The sequence below is a fragment of the Paludisphaera borealis genome (assembly GCF_001956985.1).
GTDB lineage: Bacteria > Planctomycetota > Planctomycetia > Isosphaerales > Isosphaeraceae > Paludisphaera > Paludisphaera borealis.
This window is the reverse complement of record NZ_CP019082.1, coordinates 4,877,078-4,902,575: the sequence shown is the minus strand read 5'-3', so window position 1 is coordinate 4,902,575 and position 25,498 is coordinate 4,877,078. Positions and strand designations below refer to the sequence as shown.

Sequence of the window (25,498 nt, the reverse complement as noted above, 5' to 3'; positions counted from 1 at the left end):
GCGATCTCCATTATGGCTAAGCCAGGTTCAGGGCGACGAGGGCCAAGTCGATGAACTTGATCCCGACGAACGGCACGATCAGGCCGCCGAGCCCGTAGATGAGCAGATTCCTTCGCAATAGGGCCGACGCGGCCACCGGACGATACTTGACGCCCCGGAGAGCGAGCGGGATCAGCGCGATGATGATCAGAGCGTTGAAGATCACCGCCGAAAGGATCGCGCTCTCCGGGGTCGCGAGCCTCATGATGTTGAGGCGGGCGAGCACCGGGTAGGTCCCCGCGAACGCCGCCGGGATGATCGCGAAATACTTCGAGACGTCGTTGGCGATACTGAACGTCGTGAGCGCGCCGCGCGTCATCAGCAACTGCTTGCCGATCTCGACGATTTCGAGCAGCTTCGTCGGGTTGGAGTCGAGGTCGACCATGTTGCCGGCCTCCTTGGCGGCCTGGGTGCCGGAGTTCATCGCCACGGCGACGTCGGCCTGCGCGAGCGCCGGGGCGTCGTTGCTGCCGTCGCCGGTCATGGCGACGAGCCGGCCGCCGGTCTGGTACTCGCGGATCAACTTGAGCTTCGCCTCGGGAGTCGCCTCGGCGAGGAAGTCGTCGACGCCCGCCTCGGCGGCGATCGCGGCGGCCGTGAGGGGGTTGTCGCCGGTGATCATCACCGTCTTGATCCCCATCCGCCGCAGCTCGGCGAACCGCTCACGAATGCCCCCCTTGACCACGTCTTTCAACTCGACGACGCCCAGCACCGACTTGCCGTCGCAGACCGCCAGCGGCGTGCCCCCCTGCTTCGCGATCAGGTCGACGCGCGACCGGACCACCGGCGAGAATTCGCCGCCGAGCGCCTGGACGTAGTCGCGGATCGCGTCGGCGGCGCCCTTGCGAATCCGCCGGCCGTCGAGGTCGACGCCGCTCATCCGCGTCTGGGCCGAGAACGGAATGAACGTCGCGCCAAGCTCCTGGACGGGACGGCCTCGCAGATTGTACTTCTCCTTCGCGAGAACCACGATGCTCCGCCCCTCGGGAGTCTCGTCCGCCAGCGACGCGAGTTGCGCCGCGTCGGCGAGCGCCTCGACGGCGACTCCGGGCGCGGTGTAAAACGCCGACGCCTGGCGGTTGCCGAACGTGATCGTCCCGGTCTTGTCCAGCAGCAAGACGTCGACGTCCCCCGCCGCCTCGACCGCGCGGCCCGACACCGCGATGACGTTCGCCTGGATCATCCGGTCCATCCCGGCGATGCCGATCGCCGAGAGCAGGCCGCCGATCGTGGTCGGGATCAGGCAGACCAGCAGCGCCACCAGAACCGTGATCGTCACCACGCTCCCCGCGCCCGACGCCTGAACGGCGTAGTGCGAGAACGGCAGCAGCGTGGCGCAGGCCAGGACGAAGACGATCGTGAGCGCGGCGAGGAGGATGTTCAGCGCGATCTCGTTCGGCGTCTTCTGCCGCTTCGCCCCTTCGACCATCGCGATCATCCGGTCGAGGAACGTCTCGCCGGGGTCGGCCGTCACCCGGACGATCAGCCAGTCGGAGAGAACCCGCGTGCCGCCGGTGACGCTGCTGCGGTCGCCGCCGCTCTCGCGGATCACCGGCGCGCTCTCGCCTGTGATCGCGCTCTCGTCGACCGACGCCACCCCCAGGACCACCTCGCCGTCGGCCGGTACGACGTCGCCGGCCTCGACCAGCACGAAGTCTTTCTTGCGGAGCGAGGCCGCCGCGACGGCCTCGACCGCCGCGTCGGGCTGGGGCTCCAGGATCCGCTTGGCGATCACCTCGCGGCGGGTCTTCCTCAATTCGTCCGCCTGCGCCTTGCCCCGCCCCTCGGCCATCGCCTCGGCGAAGTTCGCAAAGAGGACCGTGAACCACAGCCAGACCGAGACCGCGCCGATGAACCACGCCGGGGCCTCGCCGCGGCCGAACAGGGCTTGCGCCAGGAGCAGCGTCGTCGCCACCGCGCCGATGAAAACCGTGAACATCACCGGGTTTTGAACCTGGTGACGGGGATTGAGCTTCCTTACGGACTCCCAGGCGGCGCGGGCGAGCATCGCCGGGTCGCCGAGGGGTCGAGTGTGTGCCGAAGTCGTCATCGCCTTATATCCAGTTCTTGTGAATCGAACGCTCTACCGATGCGTCAACGTCCGCCGATCATCTGCAAGTGCTCGACCGCCGGTCCCAGTGCGATCGCCGGGATGAACGTCAACGCGCCCAGGATCACCACGGCGCCGACGAGCAGCACGACGAACAGCGGCGTGTGGGTCGGCAGCGTGCCGGCCGTCGTGGGCGTCAATCGCTTCTTCGCCAGCGAACCCGCCAGGGCCAGCGTCGGCACGATCAGCCAGTACCGGGCCAGGAACATCGCCACGCCCAGCGCCATGTTGTAGAAGACGCCGTTGGCGCTCAGGCCGGCGAACGCGCTGCCGTTGTTGTTGCCGCACGACGAGAACGCGTACAAGACCTCCGAGAACCCGTGCGCGCCGGGGTTGTTGAGCAGGCTCTTCGACGCGCCGTCCGATCCGACCGTGTTCAAGCCCGGCCCGAGCACCGCGATCGCCGTGCCGACCAGCACGACCATGGGCGGAATCAAGACGACGAGGGCCGCCATCTTCATCTCGTACGCCTCGATCTTCTTGCCAAGGTATTCGGGCGTCCGGCCGACCATCAGCCCGGCGATGAACACGGCGATCACCGCGAAGACGATCATCCCGTACAGTCCGCTGCCGGTTCCGCCGAAGACCACTTCGCCAAGCTGCATGAGCCACATCGGGACCAGGCCGCCCAGCGGCGTGAACGAGTCGTGCATCGCGTTGACGCTGCCGTTCGAAGCCGCCGTCGTCGCCGCGGCCCAGATCGCCGAACCGGCGATCCCGAACCGAACCTCCTTGCCCTCCATGTTCCCGCCGGCTTGCAGCCCGCCGGCCGACTGGTCGACGCCGAGTTTGTCGAGCGCGGGGTTCCCCCCCTGCTCCGCCCCGGCGCAGATCAGCAAGAGCGGGACGAAGATGACCAGCATCGCCGCCAGAATCGCCCAACCCTGGCGGACGTCGCCGACCATCCGCCCGAACGTGTAGCAGAGTGCGGCGGGGATCAGCAAGATCGCCAGCACTTCCAGGAAGTTGGTCAGCGGCGTCGGATTCTCCAGCGGGTGCGCCGAGTTCACGTTGAAGAACCCGCCGCCGTTCGTCCCCAGTTGCTTGATGGCGACCTGCGACGCCGCCGGCCCCATCGGCACGACCTGTTGTGAAACGGTGGTTCCCGAGGCGTCGATCGCGGGGTCGATCAGTTCGACGGTCCGATACGGCTGGAAGTTCTGAACCACCCCCTGGCTGACCAGGAGCACCGCCAGGACGAGCGAGAGCGGCAGCAGGATGTAGAGCGTCGACCGCGTCAGGTCGACCCAGAAGTTGCCGATGGTCGACGCCTCGCGGCGGACGAACCCGCGAACGAGCGCGACCAGGACGGCCATCCCCGAAGCCGCCGAGACGAAGTTCTGCACGGTGAGGCCGAGCATCTGGGTGAGGTAGCTCATCGTCGCCTCGCCCGCATAGCCCTGCCAGTTGGTGTTGGTCGCGAAGCTGATCGCCGTGTTCATCGCCGAATCCGCCCCGACGGCCGGCATTCCCTGGGGGTTCAGCGGCAAAAGGTGCTGAACGCGCTGAAGCAGGTACACGAAGCCCAACCCCAGGAAGTTGAAAACCAGCACCGCCGACGCATACTGTTTCCAGTTCATCTCCGCATCGCGGTCGACGCCGCCGGCGCGGTAGATCAGGCGTTCGAGCCATCCGAGAACGCGATCGGCCCCGCTGGACGTCCCCTCGTAGACCCTCGCCATGTAACCGCCGAGCGGCTTGACAAGCGCGACCAGCACCGTGAGGTAAAGGGCGATCTGCAAAAGCATATTGGGTGTCATGAGAACCATTCCGGCTTGAGCAGCGCAACGGTCAAGTATCCGAGAAGCAGGAGGACGACCACGCCTCCAATTCCATAAATCAACGTCATGCGATCATCCTCAATGGAGCCGATCGACCATCGCCACGAACGCCATAGTCGCGCCGATGCAAAGCGCCGCGACCCCGATCGCCAGAAAATCCATGCCAGCCCCCCCTCCCGCGTCCAGAACGTTCGACTGGGGCTCGACCCGATCGTTCGCCCCTCGAACTCCATTATTAGCCTGAGCCGCCTAAAGCCGCAGTAAAGACGAGCCCCTCGGGGATAAAGAATTCGTAAAACTCCCCGCCGCGCAGTGCATGACTCCGAATCCAAGCCCGAAGCGCAAGCGAGTGCATGGTTCGAGCGGTTACTTCACGCCGAAGGCGCTCGAGCGCGAATTACTCATGGATCGCGGAAATAAATCCAACTATGCATTCTAATGCATGGCTTCGTTTATTGCGGAAAAAGGTGGCCGGAACGGCAATCGTGTTCGGCACGAGATTTGAAGTGAGAAGCGGAAGAATCCGTATTTTGTAGCCGGCCTCTATGAGGCCGGTTCCAAGCGGATCTGGAGTGCGGCGGCTTGCCGCCGCGCGTGGCATGCGGCCCATGCGGGAGCAAGCTCCCAATCGCACTTACTTTTTTGGTTTAGCCTGACGGTCGATTTTTCTTCGGGGGTATTTTGTCGGCTTCACGAACGCCTCTCGGGAGTAGCTCCGGCCGGGGCGGTGAGGGATCTTGCACTGGGCGGCCATGCGGAGGACCTGGTCGATGCGCCCCTGGGCTCGGGCCGGCTCCATGGCCGAAAGCCGTTGAGGGAGCAGGGCTTTGACCAACGAGCGGACGCGGGCGAAGCTCAGGCGGCGGGGCTCGACCCGGGCTTCGGCGGCGGCCAGTTTGCGGACCAGGATGACCAGGTTGTAGGCGATCGTGGCCGCGGCCAGTTCCTTGCGGATCATCCCCGCGGACCGCGACCGGAGGACGTCCAGGCAGAGCGTCTGCTTTAAATCACGGAGGTCGGCCTCGATGTGCCGGCGCCCGTGATAGGTCGTCGCCAGGTCGGCCCCGGCGGCGTCGAGGCTGGTGACCAGCCAGAGGGTCAGTGTGTCGCAGACCCGGACCTCATGGAGTCGCACGGCGAGGGCCGCGTCGGCGGGCAACCCGGGGTTGTGCTTGCGGTCCCAGGGGCTGGGCGTCCAGGTCAGTCGTCAGGTCCCGGGGCCGACCGCCGTGGCCTTCCGGGCCAGGGCCTGGAAGCGGACCCGGGTGAGCCGCACGAGGAAATCGTGGCCGGCCTGCGAGGCCATCCAGGCCAGGAGAAAGACGCCGAAATTGCGGTCCCCGACCACGACCGAGTTCTCGGGCAGGCGCCGCAGGAGCGGGCCGGCCATCTCGACCTCGCCGACGGCCTTGGGGCCGTTGACCTGGCCGACCTCCAGGCGGACCGTGGCCCCCGTGGCCAGGTCGTGGGCCGCCACGACCCGCATCGCCGGCCGGTGGCCGGCGCCGTGCTGGTTCTTGGGGGGAGGATACGCCTGGCGCAAGGGTTCGGCCCTGGTCAACGCCAGGGTGGAGCCGTCCATGAGGAAGGTCGGCCGCCCCGCCGCCGGGGCCGACGCGCCGTGAGCCCTGAGGGCCTCGGAGACCCGATCGGCGGCGCGCTCGGCCGCCTCGACGTCGAGCCGCGAACGGGCCCCGGCGTACGCCCCGGTATTGGCCGAGAGGGTCTTCTCCCGGGTCCGCTTGTTCCGGGGGACCAGGTCGTCGTCCATGCCCGCCAATTCCGCCACGGAGGCAGTCCCGTTGAGCCGCTGATCGATCATCAACCAGGTCACGATCCAGGGCGTGTAGACCATCGCGCGGGTCGCCCCCTCAGTCGCGTTGAACTCGTGAGGGGGCACCAACTTCTGAAACATCCGGACGGCCTCGTCCAGGTCGATCGCCGCCCCGCCTTCGGCCCCCGCCTCCCCAAAAATAAGGAAGCGGTCGCGCAAATATGATGCCGGACTGGCTACGCATCAGGGAACTTCAAAGTAAGTGCCATTGGGAGCTTGCTCCCGCACTCCAAAATAGGAGGCCGATCGGGTCCCTCGGGCCGCGTCCCGGGGTCACAGACCCCGGCTACAATCTGCAGTCCTATCCGCGTGTGGGCTTCGGAAGCGCGGGGGCTTTCTGCGATTCGGGGAGCTTCTCGTAGAACTCCCACCAGCCAGTCGCGTAGGTCTGGAGATCCTTGTCCAGTTTGTCGAGGTCGCCGAGGTGGGCGCACGCGTCTTCGAGGCGGTGTTCAGAGTTGCGGCGGGCGTTGACGGCGTCGAGATAGCGGAGGAGTCCCGGGAGCCGCTTGGGGAATCGGATCAACAGGTGGATCAACATCCAGGCCTCCGCCTCGGCGAGTCGAATGGTCGAGGCGTCTTCGAACGCCTTGTCGTCGCCGAGCAGCCGGGAGACCGGGATCCACGGAGCCTTGCGATTGAGGACGAACTGGGCGATCTTGCCCCCATTCGCCTCGGCGGGGGGGAACCGGCCGGCGGCGGGGCGGTTCTCCAGCAGGCTGGCGAGCCCTTCGCGAATGGCGGTCGAGACGTCCGCGTCGGGGTGGAGCAGGCCGGTGTTCTCAAAGATGAGGAGACTCGCCTCGTGGCAGAGCGTGACCGTGTTGCCGCGCTCGCGAGCGCCTCGACGCCTCACGCCCCCGGCCCTGAGGTCGAAGAAGACGAGGCGGTTGGCGTCCGGGTCGAAAACCGGCTCGGCCTCATCGTCGGGGTCGTCGTCGCCCAGAAATTTGAGCTGCGCCTTGGGAGTAGGAAGGATGACCAACGTCATCCGCTGCTTCGGCGGGTGGATCGAGAACTTGCGGGCCTGGAAGTATTCCAGGTAGTCGGTCAGCAGGTTCTCGCAGATGTCCAACGCCTGCGTCATGAAGGCGTCGGGGACGTCCCCCACGGCGAGGAAGCGACCCGTGGTCCGTACCCTGAGGTGAGCAAGGCCGACTTCCTTGGCGCGCGCCAGGACCTCGTCCCACGCCCGCGACTCATCGGGGCTGAGCTTGGGTTCCTGAGCCCGGACCGACGCCATCGTTCCCAGAGCCGCAGCCGAGGCCGTCGCGGCCAACCAGTAGCGACGAGACACGCGGGGGAAGACGACGCCGTCACCGTTTCTCATCGCTCGGCCTCCCGGGTTCTGGAATCCTCAAACCAACCGTTCGACCTGGTTCGTCGACTCATTCCGTCGCTTCCAGGTGAAGCATTGAAATCGATCCTGCGCGACCGCTCAAGTAGGGACCATGGTCGCTTTCCGGCTGAAAGCCTCGGCTTCGCGGGACGAAGAACCGATGGCTTGATTTCAACCGGGACGGATGAGGATACGATAAAGTCGTCGCCTCCAAGTCTCAATTCCGCATTGAGCCCGGGGATGGTCTCGGGCTAAGATCTCGCCGTAGTCGAGGCCGGCCCGGGAATAAACGCCGTCCGTCACGGAATCGAGGCCCTGATGCCCCCCCTCCCCGCTCCCGATCGACGCGCGACGCCGGTTCGTCGCGGTTTCACGCTGATCGAGCTTCTGGTGGTGATCACGATCATCGCCGTGCTGATCGCGCTGCTGTTGCCCGCCGTGCAGAGCGTCCGCGAGGCCGCCCGCCGCTCGCAGTGCGTCAACAACCTGAAGCAACTCGCGCTGGCGGCGGCAAACTACCACGACATCAACGGCGTGCTTCCAGGCACCTCGTACGCGGCGGCGACCCTCGGCCAGTTCGTCCGCCTCCTGCCATATCTGGAGCAGACCTCGGCTTATAACGCGGCCAACTTCAGCCGGCAGGCCCTCTTTCAGGAGAACATCACGATCGCGGGGATTGCGATCGGGGGGCTTATGTGCCCGAGCGACGCCTCGCCGAGTTCCGCACCGGTCGACGCGAGCATCTGGCCGTACGGTGTTCCGCCTGGAGCCTGGCGGCAGTGTTTCTCCAGTTACGGCGCCTCCAATGGGACCTGGACGCTAAACCTGACCAAGGGCAACAACCAGTATGCTCGGCGCTACGCCAACATGAACGGCGTGATCTTCGGTGAGAGTACGGTCCGGCTGAGCGACATCACCGACGGAGCCAGCAATACCTTACTCTTCGCCGAGTATGCCCACGGCGTCCTGACCGGAGACGCGACGATCTCAAGCGGCCTGCGATGGCCCGCGGCAGAGTACCAGTGGTGGCAGGTAGGTGCCGGCAACAACACCTGTGTCGAGACGTTCTACCCGCCGAACGCGTACAAGAAGTTCGGCTCCGTCATGGGCGACTATGCGTCGCGGAACCCGGCGAGCTTCCACCCCGGCGGCGTCAACGTCGCCCTATGCGACGGCTCGATCCGGTTCATCAAGGAGACCATCGACAGTTGGCGGAACGACCCCAAAACCGGTTACCCGCCAGGGATCGGCTCCGAGCCGTATATAGAAGGCGACAACCTACTGTACACGATCGCCCCGGGGACGTACCTCGGCGTCTGGCAGAAGCTCTCGACTCGCAACTTCGGCGAGGTCGTCAGCGCCGACGCGTTCTAACACGGGGGCGGGCGACCGGGACTATGAGCGGTTACCGCACCTGCCAGCCCCCCGACCGGAGCCGGCCCCAGCCACTCGAAACCGTAGGCGGCCAGGTCCCTCGTCCTGGTGCGCCACGACTGCCCAGCGTGTGGGTTTTCCGGCCTGGCCGAGCCCACCACCTTACGAACGCTGGTACGGCGCTCCGGCCCACCAGATCTGCCGTGGTCGGGGACCGTGTCCCCCTGGAGCTTCGAGCAATACCTGAGGGAGTGGGTCCAGTCGGGCGGTGAATGGCTCGTTGAGTCGCTCAAACCGGAGGGGTGGGACTTGCGGCAGCAACTCCGGGCCGCGGGAATCGTGTTCGACGTTGAGGGGCCGTCCAAGAATAGCTTCCAACTCTGTCACAAGACGTTGGATATCGGGACGATTCACCACGGAAGACTCGGAGGATATGCGGGGGGAAGAAGGGTCGGCTTGCTTCTGAGCTTCAACATCGCCCGATTTCGAGACGGTACTGCACCCGTGATCGATTGAATCGTTCGCCCTCCGAGGCCTCCTGTCCTCCGCGGTGAATTCCTTTGAAACAACAGTTGGACGTTGTTCGTGGACGACCCCAAAGTCACGGAAAGTGCAGCTTCCAAACCAATAGCAGCGAAGCTCCGGATCATCCTGCCATTTTCCTTCAAAGGCGAGCGTTTCGCGGTACTCGACCGCCTCGGACGCGTTCGTCCATCGGACTTCGTGCTCCAACACCCTCCACCCCCTGGGTGTCTTGGAGAATCGCCGCGGGGTTTCTTCGATCGAAGGTCGCATATCGTAAATTCAAGGTAGGCCCTGCGCGGTCGACGGGTCTTTGACATTGCGGTTGCAGGCGCGCGGTTCATGGAAACCATGAAAACGGCGATGAACGAACCCAAACCGGGCGGTCCGGCGAGACGAGTCCGATCCGCCATGAACGATCGCAAAAAGCGCGCGAACGGACCCAATTCACCCGGCTGGACCGGTCGAGAATCAGGACGCTCCAGCTCGGAAACCTCGTGTTTCGGAGCGAACGAAGCCAAACCACAGAGTCCGCCCAAAGCCTTACTCTAAAAGGCTTTCGGAATCACAGATCGGACAAACACCGGCGGCGAACGAAGCCAATCGCGGCAGCTTGCACCGAACCGATCACCCGACCGGCCCTGACGGGCTCGGACCGGAGAGTGGGCGGAATCGGGACGTCGCGTTTTTGAGCGATCGAAGCCAATCGCGGCCGGCGCGGCGGTGCAGGAGCGTAGGCCGATAAAGGGCGAGAACGTGGGGCATCGGCGCGATCGAAGCCAATCCAGATCGAACACCCAAAGTCTTTACAGAATAAAGTTTGCGTCACACATAGGGCCATATTCGCCCGACCGATCGAAGCCAATCCGGCGAGGAGTCCAACCCGAGCGGAAGGAGAGGGAAGTCGGATCAGGAGGCGGCGTCCGGAGGCGCGGTCGACTCGTCGGTCCGGCTCTCGATGTACTCGCGAAGGTATTGCAGGAACGTGGGGAGGCCGGCGGCTTCCCAGGCTTGTTCGATGACTTCCTTGAGGTGCTGGTTCTCGGATTGAAGCTGCTTGAACGCCGGGCCGTCGGAAGCGAGCAGGTCCATGCCCGCGACCTGGTCGTGGGTGTTGACCGACAGCATCAGGCCGGAGGCGTTGGGCCAGGGCTGGATCTGGAGCTTCATGTGGGGGTATCGGGCGTTACCCAGCCGGAGCGCGTAGATCGGGGTCTGGGTCCCCGGCACCCGGCCCGCCCGCTCGAAGGGGGGTTTGGAAAGCAGCTCGGCCGGCGAGGCGTCGGACGACCAGGTCATTCGCCGATCCACCGCTTCGGGAACCTGGCCCGAGGGGTAGGCGAACTTGACGTAGATTTCGGCCGCCTGGCGGACCACGGCGAGTCGCAGGGTGCTCAGGTCGATGGGATTCGAGCCGAGAGAAGCCTCCATGAAAAATCCTTTATCTGCCGTGCTTGCCGGAGGTCCGTCTCGATCCCCGGTCTCAACGATGAGATCAGGCCACGATCAGCGAACTCCTCGAGACGGCGAGCCCAGGCCGTCGACTCGTCCAGCTCCTAGTGATATAAGGATACCCACGCCTCATGTCGGAATCCAAGTCGTTCCGTTCCAGGAAGCCGCCGCGAGGCGCGGCGACGGGACCTCATCCCTTGGTTTGCATCGTCAGCGTGAGGACGTCGCTCTGGCCGTGGCCCAAGACGCGAAGTCCGGCGCTCACGCCTCGGGCCTGGAGGTTGATCGCGTCGGTCGTCTGGGTGTAAGGCTCGATCGAGATCACATCGGGCTTGCCGGGCGGCGTGTAGACCACCAGCTCGCGGAACGAGCGATCGAAGCCGAGCTGGAACTCCCCCCCCTTGTCCAGGTCGACGAGCCGGCAGACTCCTTCGGCCCCGTCGTACGCGAGGTCGGTCAGAACGTCGTCGAGCTTCAGCCCCTGGATCGGCTTCCCCTCCCGAAAATCGAGGCGCGGATCGACCGGCAAGACCTCGCCATTCGGAAGGAAGTCCTTGAGAGTCCAGGACTTCGACGCGGGAATGACGATCTTCGTCCGACCCAGGTCGCCCCCCGGCGCGAACGGCAGCCGGAAGTAGGGATGAATTCCAAAACCGTAGGGGAGATCGACGGCCGTCGGGTTGGAGATGGTCGTGGTCATTGTCACACGGCGGCCGGACAGGCCGTACCGAACCTGGAGCACGGCGTCGGCGGGCCAGTGGTCGCAGACCTCGGGTGCGTGCTTCGAGAGCTGGAACCGACCGACCAGGAACGCCTCGTCGGCCGTCGCCCGGTGCTCGACCACCTCCCAGGCTCGGTCGTAGACGAACCCGTGAATCGCGTTGGGACCGTTGTTCTTGGCCAGGTCGAACGTCCGACCCTGAAACCCGAAAGCCCCGTCCCGGATGCGGTTCGGAAACGGGAAGAGGATCGGCACGCCGTTGCCCCCGGGACCGCTCGGTGCCTCGGCGAACGTGTCGGCCGAGACGATCACCGGCCGCACCTCACCCGCGACGGGAAGCCGGAGGTCGAACAGGTTGAACCCGTACGACGGCAAAATCGACGCAGAAGACCCTACACCATCATCATACAAGGAATAAACCGGCCGATCCCCTCGTCGCTCAACGCTGATGCGAAAACTCATCGTGCGCGCTCCCTTTTTGCTTCCGGCCATTCCACTGATCCTGATCCCGCGGAATCTGTCGGGCCTTTGCCTGCTTGTACCGTATCCAGGTTCCAAGAAGTACCAGGAAATGGAAAAAAACCGCCCCCGGCACGTCAACGTGCGCCATACTGTCGAAACGACAAAAGAAAGAATCTTCAAAAGATTAAAAAAGCATAATAACCGTGCCCCCCACAGGCCGTCGCCGTGCCAGGACGCCGATCGAGTGCGGTTCAATAAAGCCGAACTTGAGACGGAGCTGCCGTCGAAACGGGTCCCAAAAGTGAGTTTCCGGCAGGAAAATCGCCGGCGGCCAATGATACGCCAGAAAAAGACTTGCAGTTCTCAGCCATCCTTGGTACAGGTAATAAGTGCATGATCGGGCGCTCTCAGTTCGAGTCGTCATAGGCCTTTCCTTGGCTTGATCCCCGTATTCCGCTGACTCGTTTTTTCACGATTTTTCCAAGAATTCTTCCGGAATTCTCACGCAATCACCTCGATGGCATCGTGATTGCTACAAGGCTTGACCGATCCCTTAGCTCGGCGACGTGGATAAGAGGTGCTTCAACGCGACACATCCATCATACGTTCCTGAGTTTCACCAAATTCATCCGCGGAGACGCGAGCGAGCGGCTCGCGAACCTTTCGGAATCGTCCGACGGTCGAAGCGGCGGGAACCGCGATTATGTCGAATTCATGTTGACGAACGACAGGCGGCTGCTATGATGGATGTGTTCAACCATAGTGAAGGCGATTTCGATCGCATCGATTTGGGCGCCTCTGAGCGAGCGGTTTTAGACGCCCGAGGTTCTATCGAGGAGGAACCGAGGATGGAATCTGATCTGGTAGTCAATGGTGCGATCGTGGATTCCTGGATTGAATCGTCCCGGGAAATCGACGACTCCCCCCGTCTCGTTCTTCAGGTCGCGCCCAAGGGACGCCCTCGCGATCTGATTTTCGTCGAAGCCGAGGCCTCGCTGATCCCCGACAAAGGATGGTTCGAGGATCTCAGCGAAAACACGTGTCACGGCAGCCCGGTGCTGGCGATCGGTCGACGGATGCTCAACGGCTTCGTCACAGCGACCCGCCTGCAACTGGTTCGTTGACGACGGTCCCCGGATCAAGCCGGGCGACGAGTCCTTGATTCCGCTCGCCCTCATGGGCTGCACGCTCTCTTCCTCGTCATCCGAACCTCGCCTGGGCGGTCCTTACTCTCTCAAACACGAGCCCACGGAATTCTCAAGGCCGCGACGGCGGTTCTGCCGCCTGCCGCGAGCCCTTCCGTTCCGCTACACTGGACTTGAGTTGAGAAATCGCCGCCCCGAGCGAATCCGCCGGCGCGGCGCCCACGAGACATCGACGCCGAAACGGGTGGGGAACGAGCGATGCAAGCGGAGAGCACGCCGGGCGGAACGCCCCAGCGAGGACGCCCGACGGACACGCGACGTTGCAGCGGCATCCGGGCGATCGCAGCGATTCTAGCGATTCTGCCGCCGCTTGCCGGAGCGACGGCCCAGGAGTCGCCCGCGAAAAAGGCGGGCTCGTCCCAGCTCCCGGACCGCGTTCAGGCGGTGCTCGAAACGGCGAGCTTCGCCAAGGGCCACTGGGGCCTGCTGGTGGTCGATCGGAAGACCGGCGAGACGGTCTACGAGCGGAACGCCGATCAGTTCTTCGCCCCCGCCTCGGTCACCAAGCTGTTCAGCACGGCCGCCGCCCTGGTCGAGCTTGGCGCCGACCATCGGTTTCAGACGCCCGTGGTCCGCCGGGGCGAGGTCGACGCTCAGGGATCGCTTCACGGCGACCTGATCCTGATCGCGCAAGGAGACCTGGCGATGGGCGGCCGGACGGGCCCCGACGGCCGGCTCCTGTTCAAGGACGTGGACCACACGTACTCGGGCGGCGCCTGGACCAGCGAGCTGGTGGCGACCGACCCCCTGGCCGGGATGGAGCACCTGGCGCGCGAGGTCCAGGCTGCGGGGATCAAGCGGATCACCGGCGAGGTGATCGTCGACGACCGCCTCTTCGACCGCGCCCCATCCTCGGGCAGCGGTCCGGAACGGGTCAGTCCGATCGTGGTCAACGACAACCTCGTCGACGTCGTGATCCAGGCCGGCAAGGCCCCCGGCGAGCCGGCGACGGTCTCGTTCTCGCCGCTCACCCAGTACGTGAGCATGGACGCGCAGGTCGAGACGATCGCGGCCGACGGCGAGGTCGACGTCAAGGTCGAGGAGGCGGGATCGCGTCGGTTCACGGTCCGGGGCCGGGTTCCGGCGGGCCGCGCGGCGATCGTGGCCACTTGCGAGGTCGACGACCCCGCCTCGTTCGCCCGGACCCTGCTGATCGAGGCCCTGCGCCGCCACGGCGTTCGGATCGACGCGTCACCGCTGGCCCAGAATTCGGGGGCGAGCCTTCCCGCCGCATCGACTTTGAAGGCCCTGCCCAAGGTGGCCGAGTACACGTCGCCTCCGTTCCGCGAGTTCCTCCGGGTGATCCTCAAAGTGAGCCACAACCTGCACGCGAGCACCTTGCCGATGCTGCTGGCCGCCCGCAAGGGGGAGCGCTCGCTCAAGGCGGGCCTGAAGCGCGAGGGCGAGCTGCTCAAGGGCCTGGGCGTCGATCCCAAGGCGATCTCGTTCGGCGGCGGCGCGGGAGGTACGCAGTCCGACATGGTCACGCCCCGAGCGGCCGTGACGCTCCTCCGCGCGATGGCCGCCCGCCCCGACTTCAACGCCTACGACGCCGCCCTGCCCGTCCTCGGCCGCGACGGGACGCTCGCCAAGGCGGTCGCCGACGACAGCCCGGCCCGGGGCCACGCGCACGCCAAAACCGGAACCTTCTATGTGAACAACGACCTCGACGGCACCACCCTGATGACCAGCAAGGCCCTCGCCGGCTACCTGGAAACCGCGACCGGCCGCCAGCTCGCGTTCGCCTTCTTCATCAACAACGTGCCGCTCGACGTCCCTAAGCCCAAACGGCCGGTCTCGACCGCCACCGGCGAGGCCGGCAAGCTCCTCGGCAAGCTCTGCGAGGTCTTCTACGCCGACTCCGAAGCGCCCGCCCCGGCCCCTGCCGCCGAAGCTGCGGCCGGCGGCAAGTAAGCCCCGCGCGTGCGTGACGGCTCGAAAGAATCCGGCTCGATCGGGTGCCATCATCATGCCGTCACGTCGATACCTGTCCTGGCTGTCTCCGACCCGCATCACGCTCGGAATCCTCGGCTTGGGGTATCTGGCCATCCTGTCGCTGTCGTTGGCCGACCGTTGGAAACAAACCGGCTACGTCCCTGCCGACCTCGTCTGGACGGCGGACGAGGTACAGAAGGCGGAGGCGGCTAAACTGGCGGCCGCCGATTCGTTCCATCGCCTGTCGAAGGCCAAAGAACGGGTTCAAGCCGAGCTGAATGCGATTCAGGCTTTGACGCCCCGAAAAGAGCCCGAACCGGGGTCGCCCGAAGCGTTCCACTCCGTCACTGAGGGACTTCTTCGCAAGGCCCAGTCCGCGGGTAACGAATCCGGCAACCTCGCCCGAAGGGTGAGGTCCTTTCTCATAAACGAACGAGAATCGTATAACTCGATTTATGAGCGAATCGTGGCCCTGTTTGACAGCCGCCCTGAACAGGGTGAGGACGCCGAGAAGTCCCTCAAGCACGCCCACGACGAATCGCTCGAAGCCTTGCCGACTCTCATGAAGGAGGCGTGGCCCAACCTGCCCCCGAAGGAGCAGGCGGAACGCTTGAGGATCGCCGCGCTCATCCTGGACGGGGAGTATCAAGACCGCCTTCGAGACTACTACCTTGCGGAGGCGCACGTCGCATCCGACAAGCAGCTCAAAGCCATCAACGCGAAGTACCTTGGACAGGAATCCCCCGAGAAACCGCAGTAGAGCCGCCGGTTGGCTTGCGACGAGATCCGGTGGATGCCGACAGCCTCCCGAGACCTGGGCGAACTGCCCCTTCGAAGCGGCTGCGACGTTTGCTGGTCGGCTATTTTTTTGTGAGGAACGGCATGCTCGACGACGAACCTTGTCATCCGGCCTCCGCCAACCCCTTGCGTCGCCGCTACACGCTGAAGGATATACTCCTGCACGTCGCCCTCGTGGGCCTGCTTCTCGGGGGCTGCGTGGCGTGGTCGCGATCGAGCGACTATCGCGCGAGGGCCCGGCTCCACGCCCTGAAAGAAGAGACAGCGGCCGAGGAGGCGCTGGCCTCCCGCCACCTCGCGGCACAGGCCTCGTCCGAAGACGAAGCGCTGAAGAAGAAGATCGAGGAAGTATTCGCGAGGGTCGAACCCCACACTGCGGAGCTGCGATCCAAAGACTCGCACAGCCTATCCCAAGCCTACCAAGGCCTGTTCAAAATGGATCGGGAGCTGTCGCTGACGATGCTCGATGCCCCCCCTGGACAAGACGTCGCGGACCCGGGAGGACCTGGACGAGGCGATCCGCTGGAGGGACGATTGGGAGCGGCTCTCGGCCCATCATGCCGCGATGAAGCGTAAATATCAGCGAGCCGCGATCTTTCCCTGGATGTCGGTCGATCCCGACCCGCCCAAGCCACGGATCGGCGACGACTAGTTCTGGGAGACTCTGCGGTCGGCGACGACCGGGGCGTCGACGACGTGCGGCGGGGGCGACCCGTCGGCGCCGGGGTCGACCCGGCCGCCGACCATCTGCGCCCACCGGGGGACGTCGAGGATGCGGGTCAGCTCGTCGGGGATGCCGGCCAGGGTGATCTCGCGGATCGGGCTGGAGATCACGATGCCGGCCTGGGCGAACCGCTCCTGGATCGCCTTGCTGATCCGGTGCTTCGTCCCCCCCACCAGGCCGGGGTCGGCGACGAACGCGTAGAGGCCGAACTTCAGGCCCATCTCGCCGATCTCCTCCAGCAAGGCCGAGGACGCGGGCTTGGACAGGACGTCGAAATCGCTCTGCGCGATCGTCAGCAGCAGCTTGACCACCTGGTCGACGTTCGAGTCGTGCGCCACGCTCAGCTTGATCGACACGCGCATGATCTTGTCTTTATGCGTCCAGTTGACGAGCTTGCCGGTGATGAACTCGCGGTTCGGGACGATCATGCACTGGTTGTCGCCGTTGATGATCATGGTGGCTCGGATGTTGATCCGATCGACTTTTCCGGTGGTTTCGCCGACGGTGACGATATCGCCGATCCGGATCGGCCGCTCCAAAAGCAGGATGATGCCGCAGACGAAGTTGGAGACGATCTCCTGCAAGCCGAATCCCAAGCCGACGCCGAGCGCGGCGAGGATCACGCCGATCTGGGCGAGGCCCAGGTGGACCGATTCGAGCGCGACGATCACCGCCACCCCGAGCGCGACGTAGCGGCAGAGGGTCACGACGGCGAACCGGATGCCCGGGTCGTCAGGCATCTTGCGGAACAGGGTGAAGGAGAACAGAGTGGTCATGTACCGCCAGAGCGCGGCACCGGCCAGGATGGCCGTCATCCCCTTGACGACGTCGCCCAGGACCACGGGCATGCGCTCGGGTGAGCCGTCCGACACGGTCCAGAGCTGCCTTTCGGAGAGGATTTTCAAGAGCGTCGGATCGATCCCCCAGATCCAGCCGAGCGTCGCCAGGCCGATCGCGAGGATCGTGAACGTCGAGAGCCGGGCCAGGCGGACAGCCCATTCCCCCTCGTCGGCGACCACGTCGACGGTGCCGGCGCGCGGAGCCGTCGCGCCGGAGGCGCCCCGTTGTTGGCGGTTCGAGAGCAACGACGCGGCGCCCGTCCACGACCAGATGCGGTACGTGAGCAGGCCCGAGCGGGCCCGCCAGGCGATCACCCGGCCGATCACACGGTGCACGCCCCAGGCGATCATGAAGACGACCAGACTCTCCACCCCGCCGAGGGTCAGCCGACGGGCGGCGAAGGTGTAACCGTTGTAGTCGAAGAGGATGATGATCGCGACGTAGGCGATGATCAGCCGGTTGATCGTCCGGGCCCGTCGGCAGAACCACGTCGCCCACGCGGAATCGACCGCGCCGAGCGGCGACCTCGTGATCGAGATCACCGGCGAAGCAGGATGCGCGGCTTTCACGTCGGCCGAGGCGGGCGGTTCGGTCGGTACGTCCGGGTTGATCCAGAGCATCAGCGCCGAGGACGGCCGGAGGTGGTAGATCATCGACGCCAGCACGAGAATCTCGAAGCCGAGGATCAAGAACCGGGCGAGCGCCGGCGCGGTCAGCGCGCGACCGTCGTGCGAGATCTCGCCGTGGAGGAACAGGTAGGCGGGCACGAGCATGGCCATCGCGGCGAGCGTCAAGACCCGGCCCGCGCCTCGGAACTGGCGCGACGCCGAAGGGGGCATCTCCAGGTAGCGCTCGGCCCACCCCTCGGGCTTGAAGAACCAGGTCAACACGCCGCGCGCCAACAGGCCCAGAGCCAGCGCGTTGAGAATCGTCGCAGCCAAGACGCCCGTGCTCCTCGGCCACGGCCCCAGGCTGGCGGCCAGGGCCAGCACGGCGAGATAGCTCGGCCAGATCGACGCCCAGACCAATCCCAACAAGAGCGATCTCAGTGCTCGCTTCACGGCTCACGTCCTCGCGGTAGGTTCAAGGTCTCGACGTCGACGGTCTTCGGCTCGGCCCCGGTCTCGGCTCAGCTCTGTTGGACCACCGGATTCATGTCCACTTTGACGGTGCTTCGGGCCGAATCGCCGTGCAGCCGCGCGGGCGGCAGCGCATGCAGGAGACGCTGCTTCAAGACGCCTCGCAGACGAAAGATCCCCAGCGGGAGCACCAGCGCGAGCAGGCCCGCGGCCAGAAACTCGGGAGTGAGCCGCCGCCACGATTTCGGCGTCGTCGTCTCCTTGGCCAGTCCGAACGACACCTTGGCCAGCCTCTGAAGCTCGCCCGCGCCGCGGCCGATCGTGGCCAGGTTGATGGGGTCCTGGTCGCGAATCCAGAACAGGTGGGTGCGGATGAAGGTGTATTCCTCGTCGAGGAGGTCGAGCCGGCGGTTGATCTGGTCGAGCGTCTCGGAAACGCCGCCGTACAGGTCGCGCAGCGCGTCGCGACGCCGCTCCAACAGCGCCCGATGCTTGACCTCCAGCTTCGCGACTTCCGCCTCGGCCTTGGCGTGCCGCGCCGGCGGCAGCGCGTCGAGGAGGTTCTCACGCTCAACCTGGTCGAGCAGCGAGTCTTCGATCAGCTCCAATTCGGCGCTGGTCAACGCGTTCGCGTAGTCGCGCACCAGCCTCTCGACGGCGGCCAGCTCATTGCGGCGGAGCTTCTCGCGTTCGGGGCCGATTCTCCGGTAGTCGGTGTTGAGCAGGATCAGGTCGGAGGGGCTGAAGCTGCCGTCGTCGAGCAGCGCCTTGATCTTCGCCAGGCTGATCCCCGCCCGCACCGCCAGGGTGCGCTGGCTTTCGAGCGATGGAGTGGAGCCCGCGGTCGCGAGCTGCTCGAACTTGACCGCGGAGGCTTCGAGTTCCAGCAGCTCGGCGTTGCGGCCGGCGAGGTAGCGATTGAGAGGATCTACGGTCCGCTCGGCCTTTTGCTGCTCGGCGCCGGCCTCGCGCGTCAGCTTGGCCTCGTCGGCCTCGGCGAGCTGGCGGTAACGCTCCTGCATCTTCTCCAGCAGGATGCGACCGAGCCTGACGTGCTCGACCCAGCACTTGCGGTCTGCCACGGCGACCTCGGCGGACTTGTTCGCCCGCGTGATCTTCAGCTCGATCGCCTGCGACCGCAGGGTCTCGACCGTCGACTCGATCCGGAAGTTGATCGCCTTCTCATCGGCGATCTTGCGGTCGGCGGCCGTCTTGGCGGTGGGCGCGGCCGCTGGCGCGTCTCCCCGCGCCTTGAGAGCCGCCAGCCGCTGAGCGATCTTGTCCCGCTCGGCGCGCAGGGCGGTCAGCGGCCCCTTGACTTCCTTCAGTGGGTCGGAGGGGGTGCTTTCGAGCTTGTCCTGAAGCTCCTTGACTTCTTTCTTCCGCTCCTCGATCGCCTCTTTCATCTGATCTTTGATCTGCTTGCGGGCCGTCTCCTCGATCTCGTCTTTCTGCGTGAACACCTCGGGGAGCAGTTCCTGAAGCGGCTGGGCCGCCTGGGCCTTGGCCCGCGTCAGCTCCTCGTTCGCCTTGGCGAGTTTGCGGTCGGGGTCGGCTTCGGGATTGGTCAGGTCTTTCAACTCCTTGACGACCTTGTCGTAGTCGTCGAACCGCTTCTGACGCTCCTGGAGCACGTCTTGCATCGCCTTGGCGGCCTGCTTGGCCGCGGGATCGACAGGGCGCTTCGGGTCGACGCCGTCGGCCGCGTCGGCGGGGGCCGCCAAAGCCTTGAGCCGCTCGGCGAGGTCGGTCTTCAACGCCACCGCCTCATCGGGCTGGACGAGTCCCGGGCCTTCAAGCTTGGGAGCGGGGGAGGCAGGAGCGGGGGAAGCAGGAGCCGCGCCGGAAGCGGCTGCGGCAGCGGGAGCAGCCGGGACGGTGGTGGCGGCGGCGGCAGCCGGGACGGCGGCGGGCGTGGGAGCGACGACGGGAGCTGGCGCGGAGGCCGGGGCCGTCGCGGGCGGCGGCGGGGTGGGCTGGGATCGTTCGCCGCTCTTGGCCTTCGGTTCGTCGCCGTGAGCGGGCGGCTTCCGGGCCGCGGCCGCGCGGCGCTGGACCTGGACCGGGTGGTCGTCCGGCAGACGGGGGAGTTCGCCCTCCTGGGAGCGCGCTCCGCCGGTGAGGCCCAGAAACAGCGCGAACGCCGCCGCCGCGATCAGGCGACGCGGGCCGGACGGAGGCGACGAGGCGAGACCGGCGCGGGGGGCGAGTCGAGGGCAAGGACGGTCCTGTCCAGATCGCGGCATCGCACGGGTTCCTTCCCGAACAAAGAAGCACGAGTTGGCGCATCGAAGTTCCGGTTTCGAGCGGGCGTAGGGTACTCGGAGGAGGGGCGACGGGCAAGGTGAAATCAACGGCGGTCGGTGCGCGGACCGGTCGAAAACCGCGCTAAACCGTTGTTCCAGCTTGACCTCGATGGCGAGGGCTTTATCATTGGGACGAACCGGCGCGACGCTCGATCAGCCGCGCAGACCGGCGGCTTTTTTGGAGGCGTCGTTTCGCCGACGCATCCCCCGAATTCGTTGCATGATCCTGCCCCGCAGGTAGTTCGCGTCGTTCCAGAAACCCTTCCTGGGGCGACGGTCAGACGTTCGATCGGGTTTGCTCTGGCAGGAATCCGCCGTCATGGCGGAAAAATCCGTCGAGCCCGCGTAGAATACCGAAGTGATCGAGCGACGGGTCGCTCGGCTCGGCCTGGTGGATCGCTACATTGATGATGACGGCTGTCCCCCGAATCGCCCTGGCAACCCCCGCGACCGGGCCGGAGCCCTCGACGGCCGGCCTGGCCGTGCTCGCCGGCCTGACGGCGCGGCGGTGGCGGATTCAGCACTTCCGCTCCCGAGCCTGCCCGACGACGACCGAAGTGGTGGCCGACGCGACCGGACTGCCGGAACGGCACCTCGACACGTGGCTGATGCCGCCGAACGTGTGCCGTTCGCTGTTCGTCGCCGGCGCCCGCGCGGCCAGCCTCGGATTGGTCGAGGGGACGCTCGACGCGTCCCTGGTTCCGTCGTTGTGCGGCGGCGATCTCCGCGGCCTGACCCGGATTCTCGACCTGCCGATCGTCTCGGTGCTCTCGCTCGTCGGTGCCGACCCCGGCGCGTGCCATCTTCCTCGCATCCCGGAAGGGACCGAGGCGGTGATCCTCGACGGCCTGTCCTCCGACGACCAGATCGAGCGGTACCGCCGCCTGATCCGGCTGACCTGCGGCCTGCCGGTCGTGGGGGCCGTCGACCTCTTGCCGGGGGCTCGATCGGCCGTGGAAGCCGCCGCGCGGGGCGAAACCCGCCTCGCCGAAGACGTGATCGACGCCCTGGGGTCGAGCTTCCTCCGCCACGCCGACCTGAAAGCCTTCGCCGCCCTGGCGACCAGCCGGGTCGACCTGAATCGTCCCCAACAACCGGGCGGCTGCGGCCGCGAGGCCGGTCCGCCGGGCTTCCGCGTGGCCTACGCCCACGACGACGCCTTCGGCTGCTATTTCCCCGACACCCTCGAAGCGCTCGAATCGCTCGGGGCCGAGCTGGTCGAGTTCTCGCCGATGCGCGACGGCGCCCTGCCCGACGGCGTCGACCTGGTCATGATCGGCTGCGGCTTCCCGGACCTGCACGCCATGGAGCTGGCGGCCAACTTCAGCATGATCGCGGCGCTCCGCCAGCACGTCTGCCGCGGCCAGCGGATCTACACCGAAGGGGGAGGCACGGCCTACCTGGGCCGGTCGATGATCATCGACGGTCAGACCGTTCCAGGAGCGGGAATCCTTCCCTTCGACGCCGAGCTGGTCGCCAATCCCACGGCCCCCACTCCGGTCGTGCGGACCCTGCTGCGCGACTGCTGGATCGGGCCGCGCGGCGCGCAGGTTCGCGGTTACAAGAGCGGCCGATGGAACTTGCGGCCGAGCGTCCAGCCGTTCGAGTGTCCGTCGTGTTTCGGCTCGCTGTCGCGCGACGACGATCTGTACTTCCGTCACCACGCGGTCGGCAGCCTGATCCACCTGCACCTGGGCGCGCTGCCCGAGGTCGTCGCGGCGTTCGCGGGGCCGCACCGCCCCTCGCTGAAACGGCCCTCGACGGTCGGCCTGTCTCAGGATCAGGAAGTCGGCGACGAGGACGACCAGGATTAGTCAGCGCGAGCCGTCGGACTCGAGCCCGGCTTCCAATGCGCGGATGTTGTCGCTGAGCGCCTGGCTGTGGGGTTGAAGCTTCAGCGAGCGGCGGAGCGTCTTGAGGGCCTCGCGCGGCTGTTCGAGCTGAAGCTGGCACTGCGCAAGGCCGCCCAGTGCCCCGATGTGGTAGGGATTGACGGCCAGGACGCGCTGGCAATCCTCGGCGCTCTCGGCGTAGCGGCCGAGCTTGAAGTAGGCGATGGCCCGCTGGTTATAGGCTTCGGCGAGCCGGGGGGCGCGGGCGATCAGCTTGGAGGCCAGGTCGATCGCCTCATCGGATCGACCGGTCGCGGCCAGCAGACGGACTTCTTCAAGCGTCTGGTTGTTCTCGGGGCTGTCGGCCCGGAACCAGATGACCCAGAGGGCGCGTTCGGCCATCGTGCGGACCACCGAATCGTCGTCGCGCATGGCCCGGCCGAGGGTGGAGTTGCAGCCGTCGAATGTGCCCATGACGCCCAGCGCGAGCACGGCTCCGCGACGGGCGTTGGCGTGGGGCGACGACGCCAGCACCCGGCAGAGCGTCTCCTCGGTGTAGCGGGCCAGGACGCGCTCGCGAAACTCTCCGAGGTCGCGGTCGCGGAGGAACGTCTCGTAGTAATCGATCAGCAATGAACCCGTGTGTGGCTCCAACATGCCCGCGGCTCCCACCGATTGACGCGACGAATCGTCCAAGGCCGCGCCGCCGCCTGGATCGAAGACGAGGAGCGGCGGCGACGCGCCGGTGACCGCTCCCGAGAGAATCAGGACCAAGGAACCGAAGATCGGAGTTCGCCGGCCCCGACGACAGGGCGTCCCGACGCTGGCGTCGGCCATGTCTCGACTCCTGCTCAATGCGGCGTTTCCAAAACTCAACGCATCCGGCGATTCGGCCGCCGTTTCCCGTTGGTGCCGATGCGCCGTTGAATCGTCAGGGGTTGGAATTCGTTCAGGCGTGTCGCGTGAACGGCCGAGGCCGTTCTGATCAGGCTTCAATCCGGCGTGCCAGGCCCTCCGCGAGGGGAGCCGGGCGACAAGGGCAGGCGTGAACTCAACCGCAAAGTCTACCACCGCCCGCCGGCCGCGTCCAAGAAAAACATAACCCGTTTCGCGGTCGGTTTTCAACGGGTGCGAGGCGGCCGCGCCGTCATCCTTCGAGAGCCACGACCGAGCTGATCGGTATATGCACCAGGCTGCCGCCTTGGCTCCTGGTCTCGTCGCTCGGATCAATCGTCAGACCGCACTGGAAGTCGAGGTCGACCAACCGGCCGGCGAGGGTCTGGAGCGGGGTTGTGACCCGGACCCGCCGGCCCAGGTGTTCGCTCAGGCCGCGCCAGGCGGCGTTCAGGCTCGACGGACCGTCGCGGACGCCCTCGTCGTACCAGCGGTCGAGCCGGCGGATCAGGTCGCGGACCAGCTCCGAGCGATCGAACGAGCCGCCGCCGCTCAAGATCCGCAGCGACGTGGCCTTGCCGCGCAGCTCGGGGGCGAGGTCGTCGACGCCGAGGTTGACGTTCAGGCCGACGCCGACGACGACCGCGGTCTCGGGCTCGGACGCGGACGCGGGGGAGTCGTCGCGGGGACGGATCACGCGCTCGACGAGAATGCCGGCGACCTTGCGGCCGTCGACGCGGACGTCGTTGGGCCACTTGATCCGCGCGTCGCATCCGGTCCATTCGGCGACAAGCCCGGCGGTCGCCACCGCGCCCAGCGCGGTCAGCCAGGCGGTGCCGCCGGCCGATTCGCGGCCGATTGGCGACAGCTCGGAGGGAGGGAACAGCAAGACCGACATCAGGATGCACGACCGCGGCGGCGCGCTCCAGCTCCGTCCGCGCTGGCCGCGACCGGTGGTCTGTTCTTCCGCCAGAATGACGAGGCCGTCGTTGGCCGCCGCGCCGGCGCCACGAGCCGCGGCGTCGCTGGTGCTGCCCAGCCGGTTCCAGACGGCGATCCGGCGGCCGATCCGCCTCGTGCCCAGCTCGTGCTCGATCTGGTCGGGGCAGAGCCGGGGCGAAGGCCCGCGATAGGCCGCGCCCAGGTACGGATGCCGCTCGATCCGGAAGCCGAACGCCTCGAGCGCGTCGAGGTCGGCGGCGAGCCGCTCGCGATCATTGGATTCGGCGAGATCGGCCGTCGCGACGAAGCCCGAGACACTCCGCAGCCGGTCGAGCAGCGGGATGTTGAGGATCGCGGGCGCGGATTCGTGGGAATGCGCGTTCATGTCGCGGGGTCGATATCCAGCGCGACGTCGAGCGCGACGGCTGAATGGGTCAGGGCGCCGACGCTGATCCGATCGATGCCCGTGCGCGCCAGCGCGGCGATCGTCGCCAGGGTCACGCCGCCCGACGCTTCCAGCTCGACGCCCGGGGCCGACTGATCGCGGCGGCGGACCGCTTCCCGCAGCGCGTCAGGCCCGAGGTTGTCGACGAGCACAATATCGGGCCGGCAGCGCAACGCAACGTCGAGCTGATCGAGCGTGTCGACCTCGACCTCGACGACCGTGCCCGGCGGCGAGCCGGCGCGGGCGTCGGCGATCGCCTTCGCAATCGGGTCGGCGACTCCGTCGGCCTGCAACCAGCCCAGGTGGTTGTCCTTGATGAGCACGGCGTCGTAAAGCCCGATCCGGTGGTTGCGGCCGCCGCCGCAGCGGACCGCGTACTTCTCGAGCGCCCGCCAGCCGGGGGTCGTCTTCCTCGTGTCGAAGACGCCGGCGGCGGTCCCCTCCACCTCGGCGACGAACCGAGCCGTCAGCGAGGCCACGCCGCAGAGCCGTTGCAGGAAGTTGAGGGCCGTGCGTTCAAGCACCAGGATCGACCGAAACGAGCCGGAAAGCTCGCCCAGGACTTCGCCGGCCTCGACGCGGTCGCCGTCGACGCGCCGTGGGCGCCAGCCTTCCCCCAGCTCGAAGTGGTCGATGAGCAGGCCGACAACGGGCAAGCCGGCGACCACCCCCGGCGCGCGGGCGATCAGCCGGGCCGAGCCCCGGGCGCGGGGGGGGATGACCGTGGTGGTGGTGATGTCGCCCGCGTCGTTCAAGTCCTCCGCGAGCGCCAACCCGATCAGCGTCTCGGCGTTCCTCCGTTCGGGATCGCCGAACGGGCGTCGTGTCTCGGTCATCGCGGTTCGCGTCCTTCCCGCCGGCGCA

At 66.4% G+C, this 25,498-nt stretch carries 19 protein-coding genes; 6 read left to right on the top strand and 13 right to left on the bottom strand.

Annotated features, from left to right (window positions below; genetic code table 11):
• Positions 1 to 16: 16 nt before the first annotated feature.
• The 6 genes from kdpB to BSF38_RS18860 form a co-directional block, all read right to left on the bottom strand.
• Positions 17 to 2,089, bottom strand: coding sequence for a potassium-transporting ATPase subunit KdpB (gene kdpB / locus BSF38_RS18885; RefSeq protein ID WP_076348218.1), 2,073 nt, complete (start codon positions 2,087 to 2,089; stop codon positions 17 to 19).
• Between the two features lie 44 nt (positions 2,090 to 2,133).
• On the bottom strand, positions 2,134 to 3,909 hold the full coding sequence (gene kdpA / locus BSF38_RS18880) for a potassium-transporting ATPase subunit KdpA (protein WP_076348216.1): 1,776 nt from the start codon (positions 3,907 to 3,909) through the stop codon (positions 2,134 to 2,136).
• Positions 3,906 to 3,998 carry a K(+)-transporting ATPase subunit F gene (gene kdpF, locus BSF38_RS30800; protein ID WP_076348214.1) on the bottom strand — a complete coding sequence of 31 codons (93 nt, stop codon included), beginning with the start codon at positions 3,996 to 3,998 and terminating at the stop codon, positions 3,906 to 3,908. Before kdpF ends, kdpA begins: the two co-directional genes overlap by 4 nt.
• Positions 3,999 to 4,564: 566 nt before the next feature.
• Positions 4,565 to 5,065, bottom strand: coding sequence for a hypothetical protein (locus BSF38_RS18870; RefSeq protein WP_145952227.1), 501 nt, complete (start codon positions 5,063 to 5,065; stop codon positions 4,565 to 4,567).
• Positions 5,066 to 5,137: 72 nt separating this feature from the next.
• Positions 5,138 to 5,845: a hypothetical protein gene (locus BSF38_RS18865; protein WP_145952226.1), complete on the bottom strand. Its 708-nt coding sequence runs from the start codon at positions 5,843 to 5,845 to the stop codon at positions 5,138 to 5,140.
• 220 nt (positions 5,846 to 6,065) lie between these two features.
• Positions 6,066 to 7,094, bottom strand: a complete 1,029-nt coding sequence (locus BSF38_RS18860; RefSeq protein WP_076348208.1) for a DUF1570 domain-containing protein — start codon at positions 7,092 to 7,094, stop codon at positions 6,066 to 6,068.
• A gap of 327 nt (positions 7,095 to 7,421) precedes the next feature.
• On the opposite strand from BSF38_RS18860, the gene BSF38_RS18855 reads away from it, so the two are divergent.
• On the top strand, positions 7,422 to 8,477 hold the full coding sequence (locus tag BSF38_RS18855; protein ID WP_076348206.1) for a DUF1559 domain-containing protein: 1,056 nt from the start codon (positions 7,422 to 7,424) through the stop codon (positions 8,475 to 8,477).
• Between the two features lie 1,431 nt (positions 8,478 to 9,908).
• Here the strand turns inward: BSF38_RS18855 and BSF38_RS18845 are convergent.
• Together BSF38_RS18845 and BSF38_RS18840 are read right to left on the bottom strand one after the other, a co-directional pair.
• Positions 9,909 to 10,430, bottom strand: coding sequence for a hypothetical protein (locus BSF38_RS18845; protein ID WP_076348202.1), 522 nt, complete (start codon positions 10,428 to 10,430; stop codon positions 9,909 to 9,911).
• A gap of 211 nt (positions 10,431 to 10,641) precedes the next feature.
• Entirely contained in the window at positions 10,642 to 11,634 is a 993-nt protein-coding gene (locus tag BSF38_RS18840; protein WP_076351119.1) for an aldose 1-epimerase, read from the bottom strand.
• A gap of 740 nt (positions 11,635 to 12,374) precedes the next feature.
• Here BSF38_RS18840 and BSF38_RS18835 point away from each other — a divergent pair.
• The 4 genes from BSF38_RS18835 to BSF38_RS30795 all read left to right on the top strand — a co-directional run bounded on the left by BSF38_RS18835 (position 12,375) and on the right by BSF38_RS30795 (position 16,224).
• The gene (locus BSF38_RS18835) at positions 12,375 to 12,758 is read left to right on the top strand and encodes a hypothetical protein (protein ID WP_237170519.1); all 384 of its coding nucleotides are present in this window, start codon (positions 12,375 to 12,377) and stop codon (positions 12,756 to 12,758) included.
• Between the two features lie 279 nt (positions 12,759 to 13,037).
• Positions 13,038 to 14,753 (top strand): D-alanyl-D-alanine carboxypeptidase/D-alanyl-D-alanine endopeptidase, encoded by a 1,716-nt coding sequence (dacB, locus tag BSF38_RS18830; RefSeq protein WP_076348198.1) that lies wholly within the window; start codon positions 13,038 to 13,040, stop codon positions 14,751 to 14,753.
• Between the two features lie 55 nt (positions 14,754 to 14,808).
• Complete coding sequence (locus tag BSF38_RS18825; protein WP_076348196.1) at positions 14,809 to 15,534, top strand: hypothetical protein; 726 nt, start codon at positions 14,809 to 14,811, stop codon at positions 15,532 to 15,534.
• Between the two features lie 504 nt (positions 15,535 to 16,038).
• Positions 16,039 to 16,224 (top strand): hypothetical protein, encoded by a 186-nt coding sequence (locus BSF38_RS30795; protein WP_145952225.1) that lies wholly within the window; start codon positions 16,039 to 16,041, stop codon positions 16,222 to 16,224.
• Here the strand turns inward: BSF38_RS30795 and BSF38_RS18815 are convergent.
• The gene (locus BSF38_RS18815) at positions 16,221 to 18,197 is read right to left on the bottom strand and encodes a mechanosensitive ion channel domain-containing protein (RefSeq protein WP_145952224.1); all 1,977 of its coding nucleotides are present in this window, start codon (positions 18,195 to 18,197) and stop codon (positions 16,221 to 16,223) included. The genes BSF38_RS30795 and BSF38_RS18815 overlap by 4 nt on opposite strands.
• Before the next feature lie 68 nt (positions 18,198 to 18,265).
• Complete coding sequence (locus tag BSF38_RS18810) at positions 18,266 to 20,461, bottom strand: coiled-coil domain-containing protein (protein WP_076348190.1); 2,196 nt, start codon at positions 20,459 to 20,461, stop codon at positions 18,266 to 18,268.
• Positions 20,462 to 20,928: 467 nt separating this feature from the next.
• Between BSF38_RS18810 and BSF38_RS18805 the strand changes: the two genes are divergently transcribed.
• A complete protein-coding gene (locus BSF38_RS18805) occupies positions 20,929 to 22,335 on the top strand; it encodes a cobyrinic acid a,c-diamide synthase (protein WP_076348188.1) in 1,407 nt (468 codons plus the stop codon).
• On the opposite strand, the gene BSF38_RS18800 is transcribed toward BSF38_RS18805, so the two are convergent.
• From BSF38_RS18800 to nadC, 3 genes are all read right to left on the bottom strand, one after another.
• Positions 22,336 to 23,010, bottom strand: coding sequence for a tetratricopeptide repeat protein (locus BSF38_RS18800; RefSeq protein ID WP_076351117.1), 675 nt, complete (start codon positions 23,008 to 23,010; stop codon positions 22,336 to 22,338).
• A 490-nt stretch (positions 23,011 to 23,500) separates the two neighbouring features.
• Positions 23,501 to 24,574, bottom strand: coding sequence for a biotin--[acetyl-CoA-carboxylase] ligase (locus tag BSF38_RS18795; protein WP_076348186.1), 1,074 nt, complete (start codon positions 24,572 to 24,574; stop codon positions 23,501 to 23,503).
• On the bottom strand, positions 24,571 to 25,470 hold the full coding sequence (gene nadC / locus BSF38_RS18790; RefSeq protein WP_076348184.1) for a carboxylating nicotinate-nucleotide diphosphorylase: 900 nt from the start codon (positions 25,468 to 25,470) through the stop codon (positions 24,571 to 24,573). Before nadC ends, BSF38_RS18795 begins: the two co-directional genes overlap by 4 nt.
• Positions 25,471 to 25,498: the final 28 nt, after the last annotated feature.

What these genes read in the sequence shown, in the direction of transcription:
- kdpB (WP_076348218.1), bottom strand. Translation starts at nt 2,089, where the DNA reads ATGACGACTTCGGCACACACTCGACCCCTCGGCGACCCGGCGATGCTC.
- kdpA (WP_076348216.1), bottom strand. Translation starts at nt 3,909, where the DNA reads ATGACACCCAATATGCTTTTGCAGATCGCCCTTTACCTCACGGTGCTG.
- kdpF (WP_076348214.1), bottom strand. Translation starts at nt 3,998, where the DNA reads ATGACGTTGATTTATGGAATTGGAGGCGTGGTCGTCCTCCTGCTTCTC.
- BSF38_RS18865 (WP_145952226.1), bottom strand. Translation starts at nt 5,845, where the DNA reads ATGTTTCAGAAGTTGGTGCCCCCTCACGAGTTCAACGCGACTGAGGGG.
- BSF38_RS18860 (WP_076348208.1), bottom strand. Translation starts at nt 7,094, where the DNA reads ATGAGAAACGGTGACGGCGTCGTCTTCCCCCGCGTGTCTCGTCGCTAC.
- BSF38_RS18855 (WP_076348206.1), top strand. Translation starts at nt 7,422, where the DNA reads ATGCCCCCCCTCCCCGCTCCCGATCGACGCGCGACGCCGGTTCGTCGC.
- BSF38_RS18845 (WP_076348202.1), bottom strand. Translation starts at nt 10,430, where the DNA reads ATGGAGGCTTCTCTCGGCTCGAATCCCATCGACCTGAGCACCCTGCGA.
- BSF38_RS18840 (WP_076351119.1), bottom strand. Translation starts at nt 11,634, where the DNA reads ATGAGTTTTCGCATCAGCGTTGAGCGACGAGGGGATCGGCCGGTTTAT.
- BSF38_RS18835 (WP_237170519.1), top strand. Translation starts at nt 12,375, where the DNA reads ATGATGGATGTGTTCAACCATAGTGAAGGCGATTTCGATCGCATCGAT.
- dacB (WP_076348198.1), top strand. Translation starts at nt 13,038, where the DNA reads ATGCAAGCGGAGAGCACGCCGGGCGGAACGCCCCAGCGAGGACGCCCG.
- BSF38_RS18825 (WP_076348196.1), top strand. Translation starts at nt 14,809, where the DNA reads ATGCCGTCACGTCGATACCTGTCCTGGCTGTCTCCGACCCGCATCACG.
- BSF38_RS30795 (WP_145952225.1), top strand. Translation starts at nt 16,039, where the DNA reads ATGCCCCCCCTGGACAAGACGTCGCGGACCCGGGAGGACCTGGACGAG.
- BSF38_RS18810 (WP_076348190.1), bottom strand. Translation starts at nt 20,461, where the DNA reads ATGCCGCGATCTGGACAGGACCGTCCTTGCCCTCGACTCGCCCCCCGC.
- BSF38_RS18805 (WP_076348188.1), top strand. Translation starts at nt 20,929, where the DNA reads ATGATGACGGCTGTCCCCCGAATCGCCCTGGCAACCCCCGCGACCGGG.
- BSF38_RS18800 (WP_076351117.1), bottom strand. Translation starts at nt 23,010, where the DNA reads ATGTTGGAGCCACACACGGGTTCATTGCTGATCGATTACTACGAGACG.
- BSF38_RS18795 (WP_076348186.1), bottom strand. Translation starts at nt 24,574, where the DNA reads ATGAACGCGCATTCCCACGAATCCGCGCCCGCGATCCTCAACATCCCG.
- nadC (WP_076348184.1), bottom strand. Translation starts at nt 25,470, where the DNA reads ATGACCGAGACACGACGCCCGTTCGGCGATCCCGAACGGAGGAACGCC.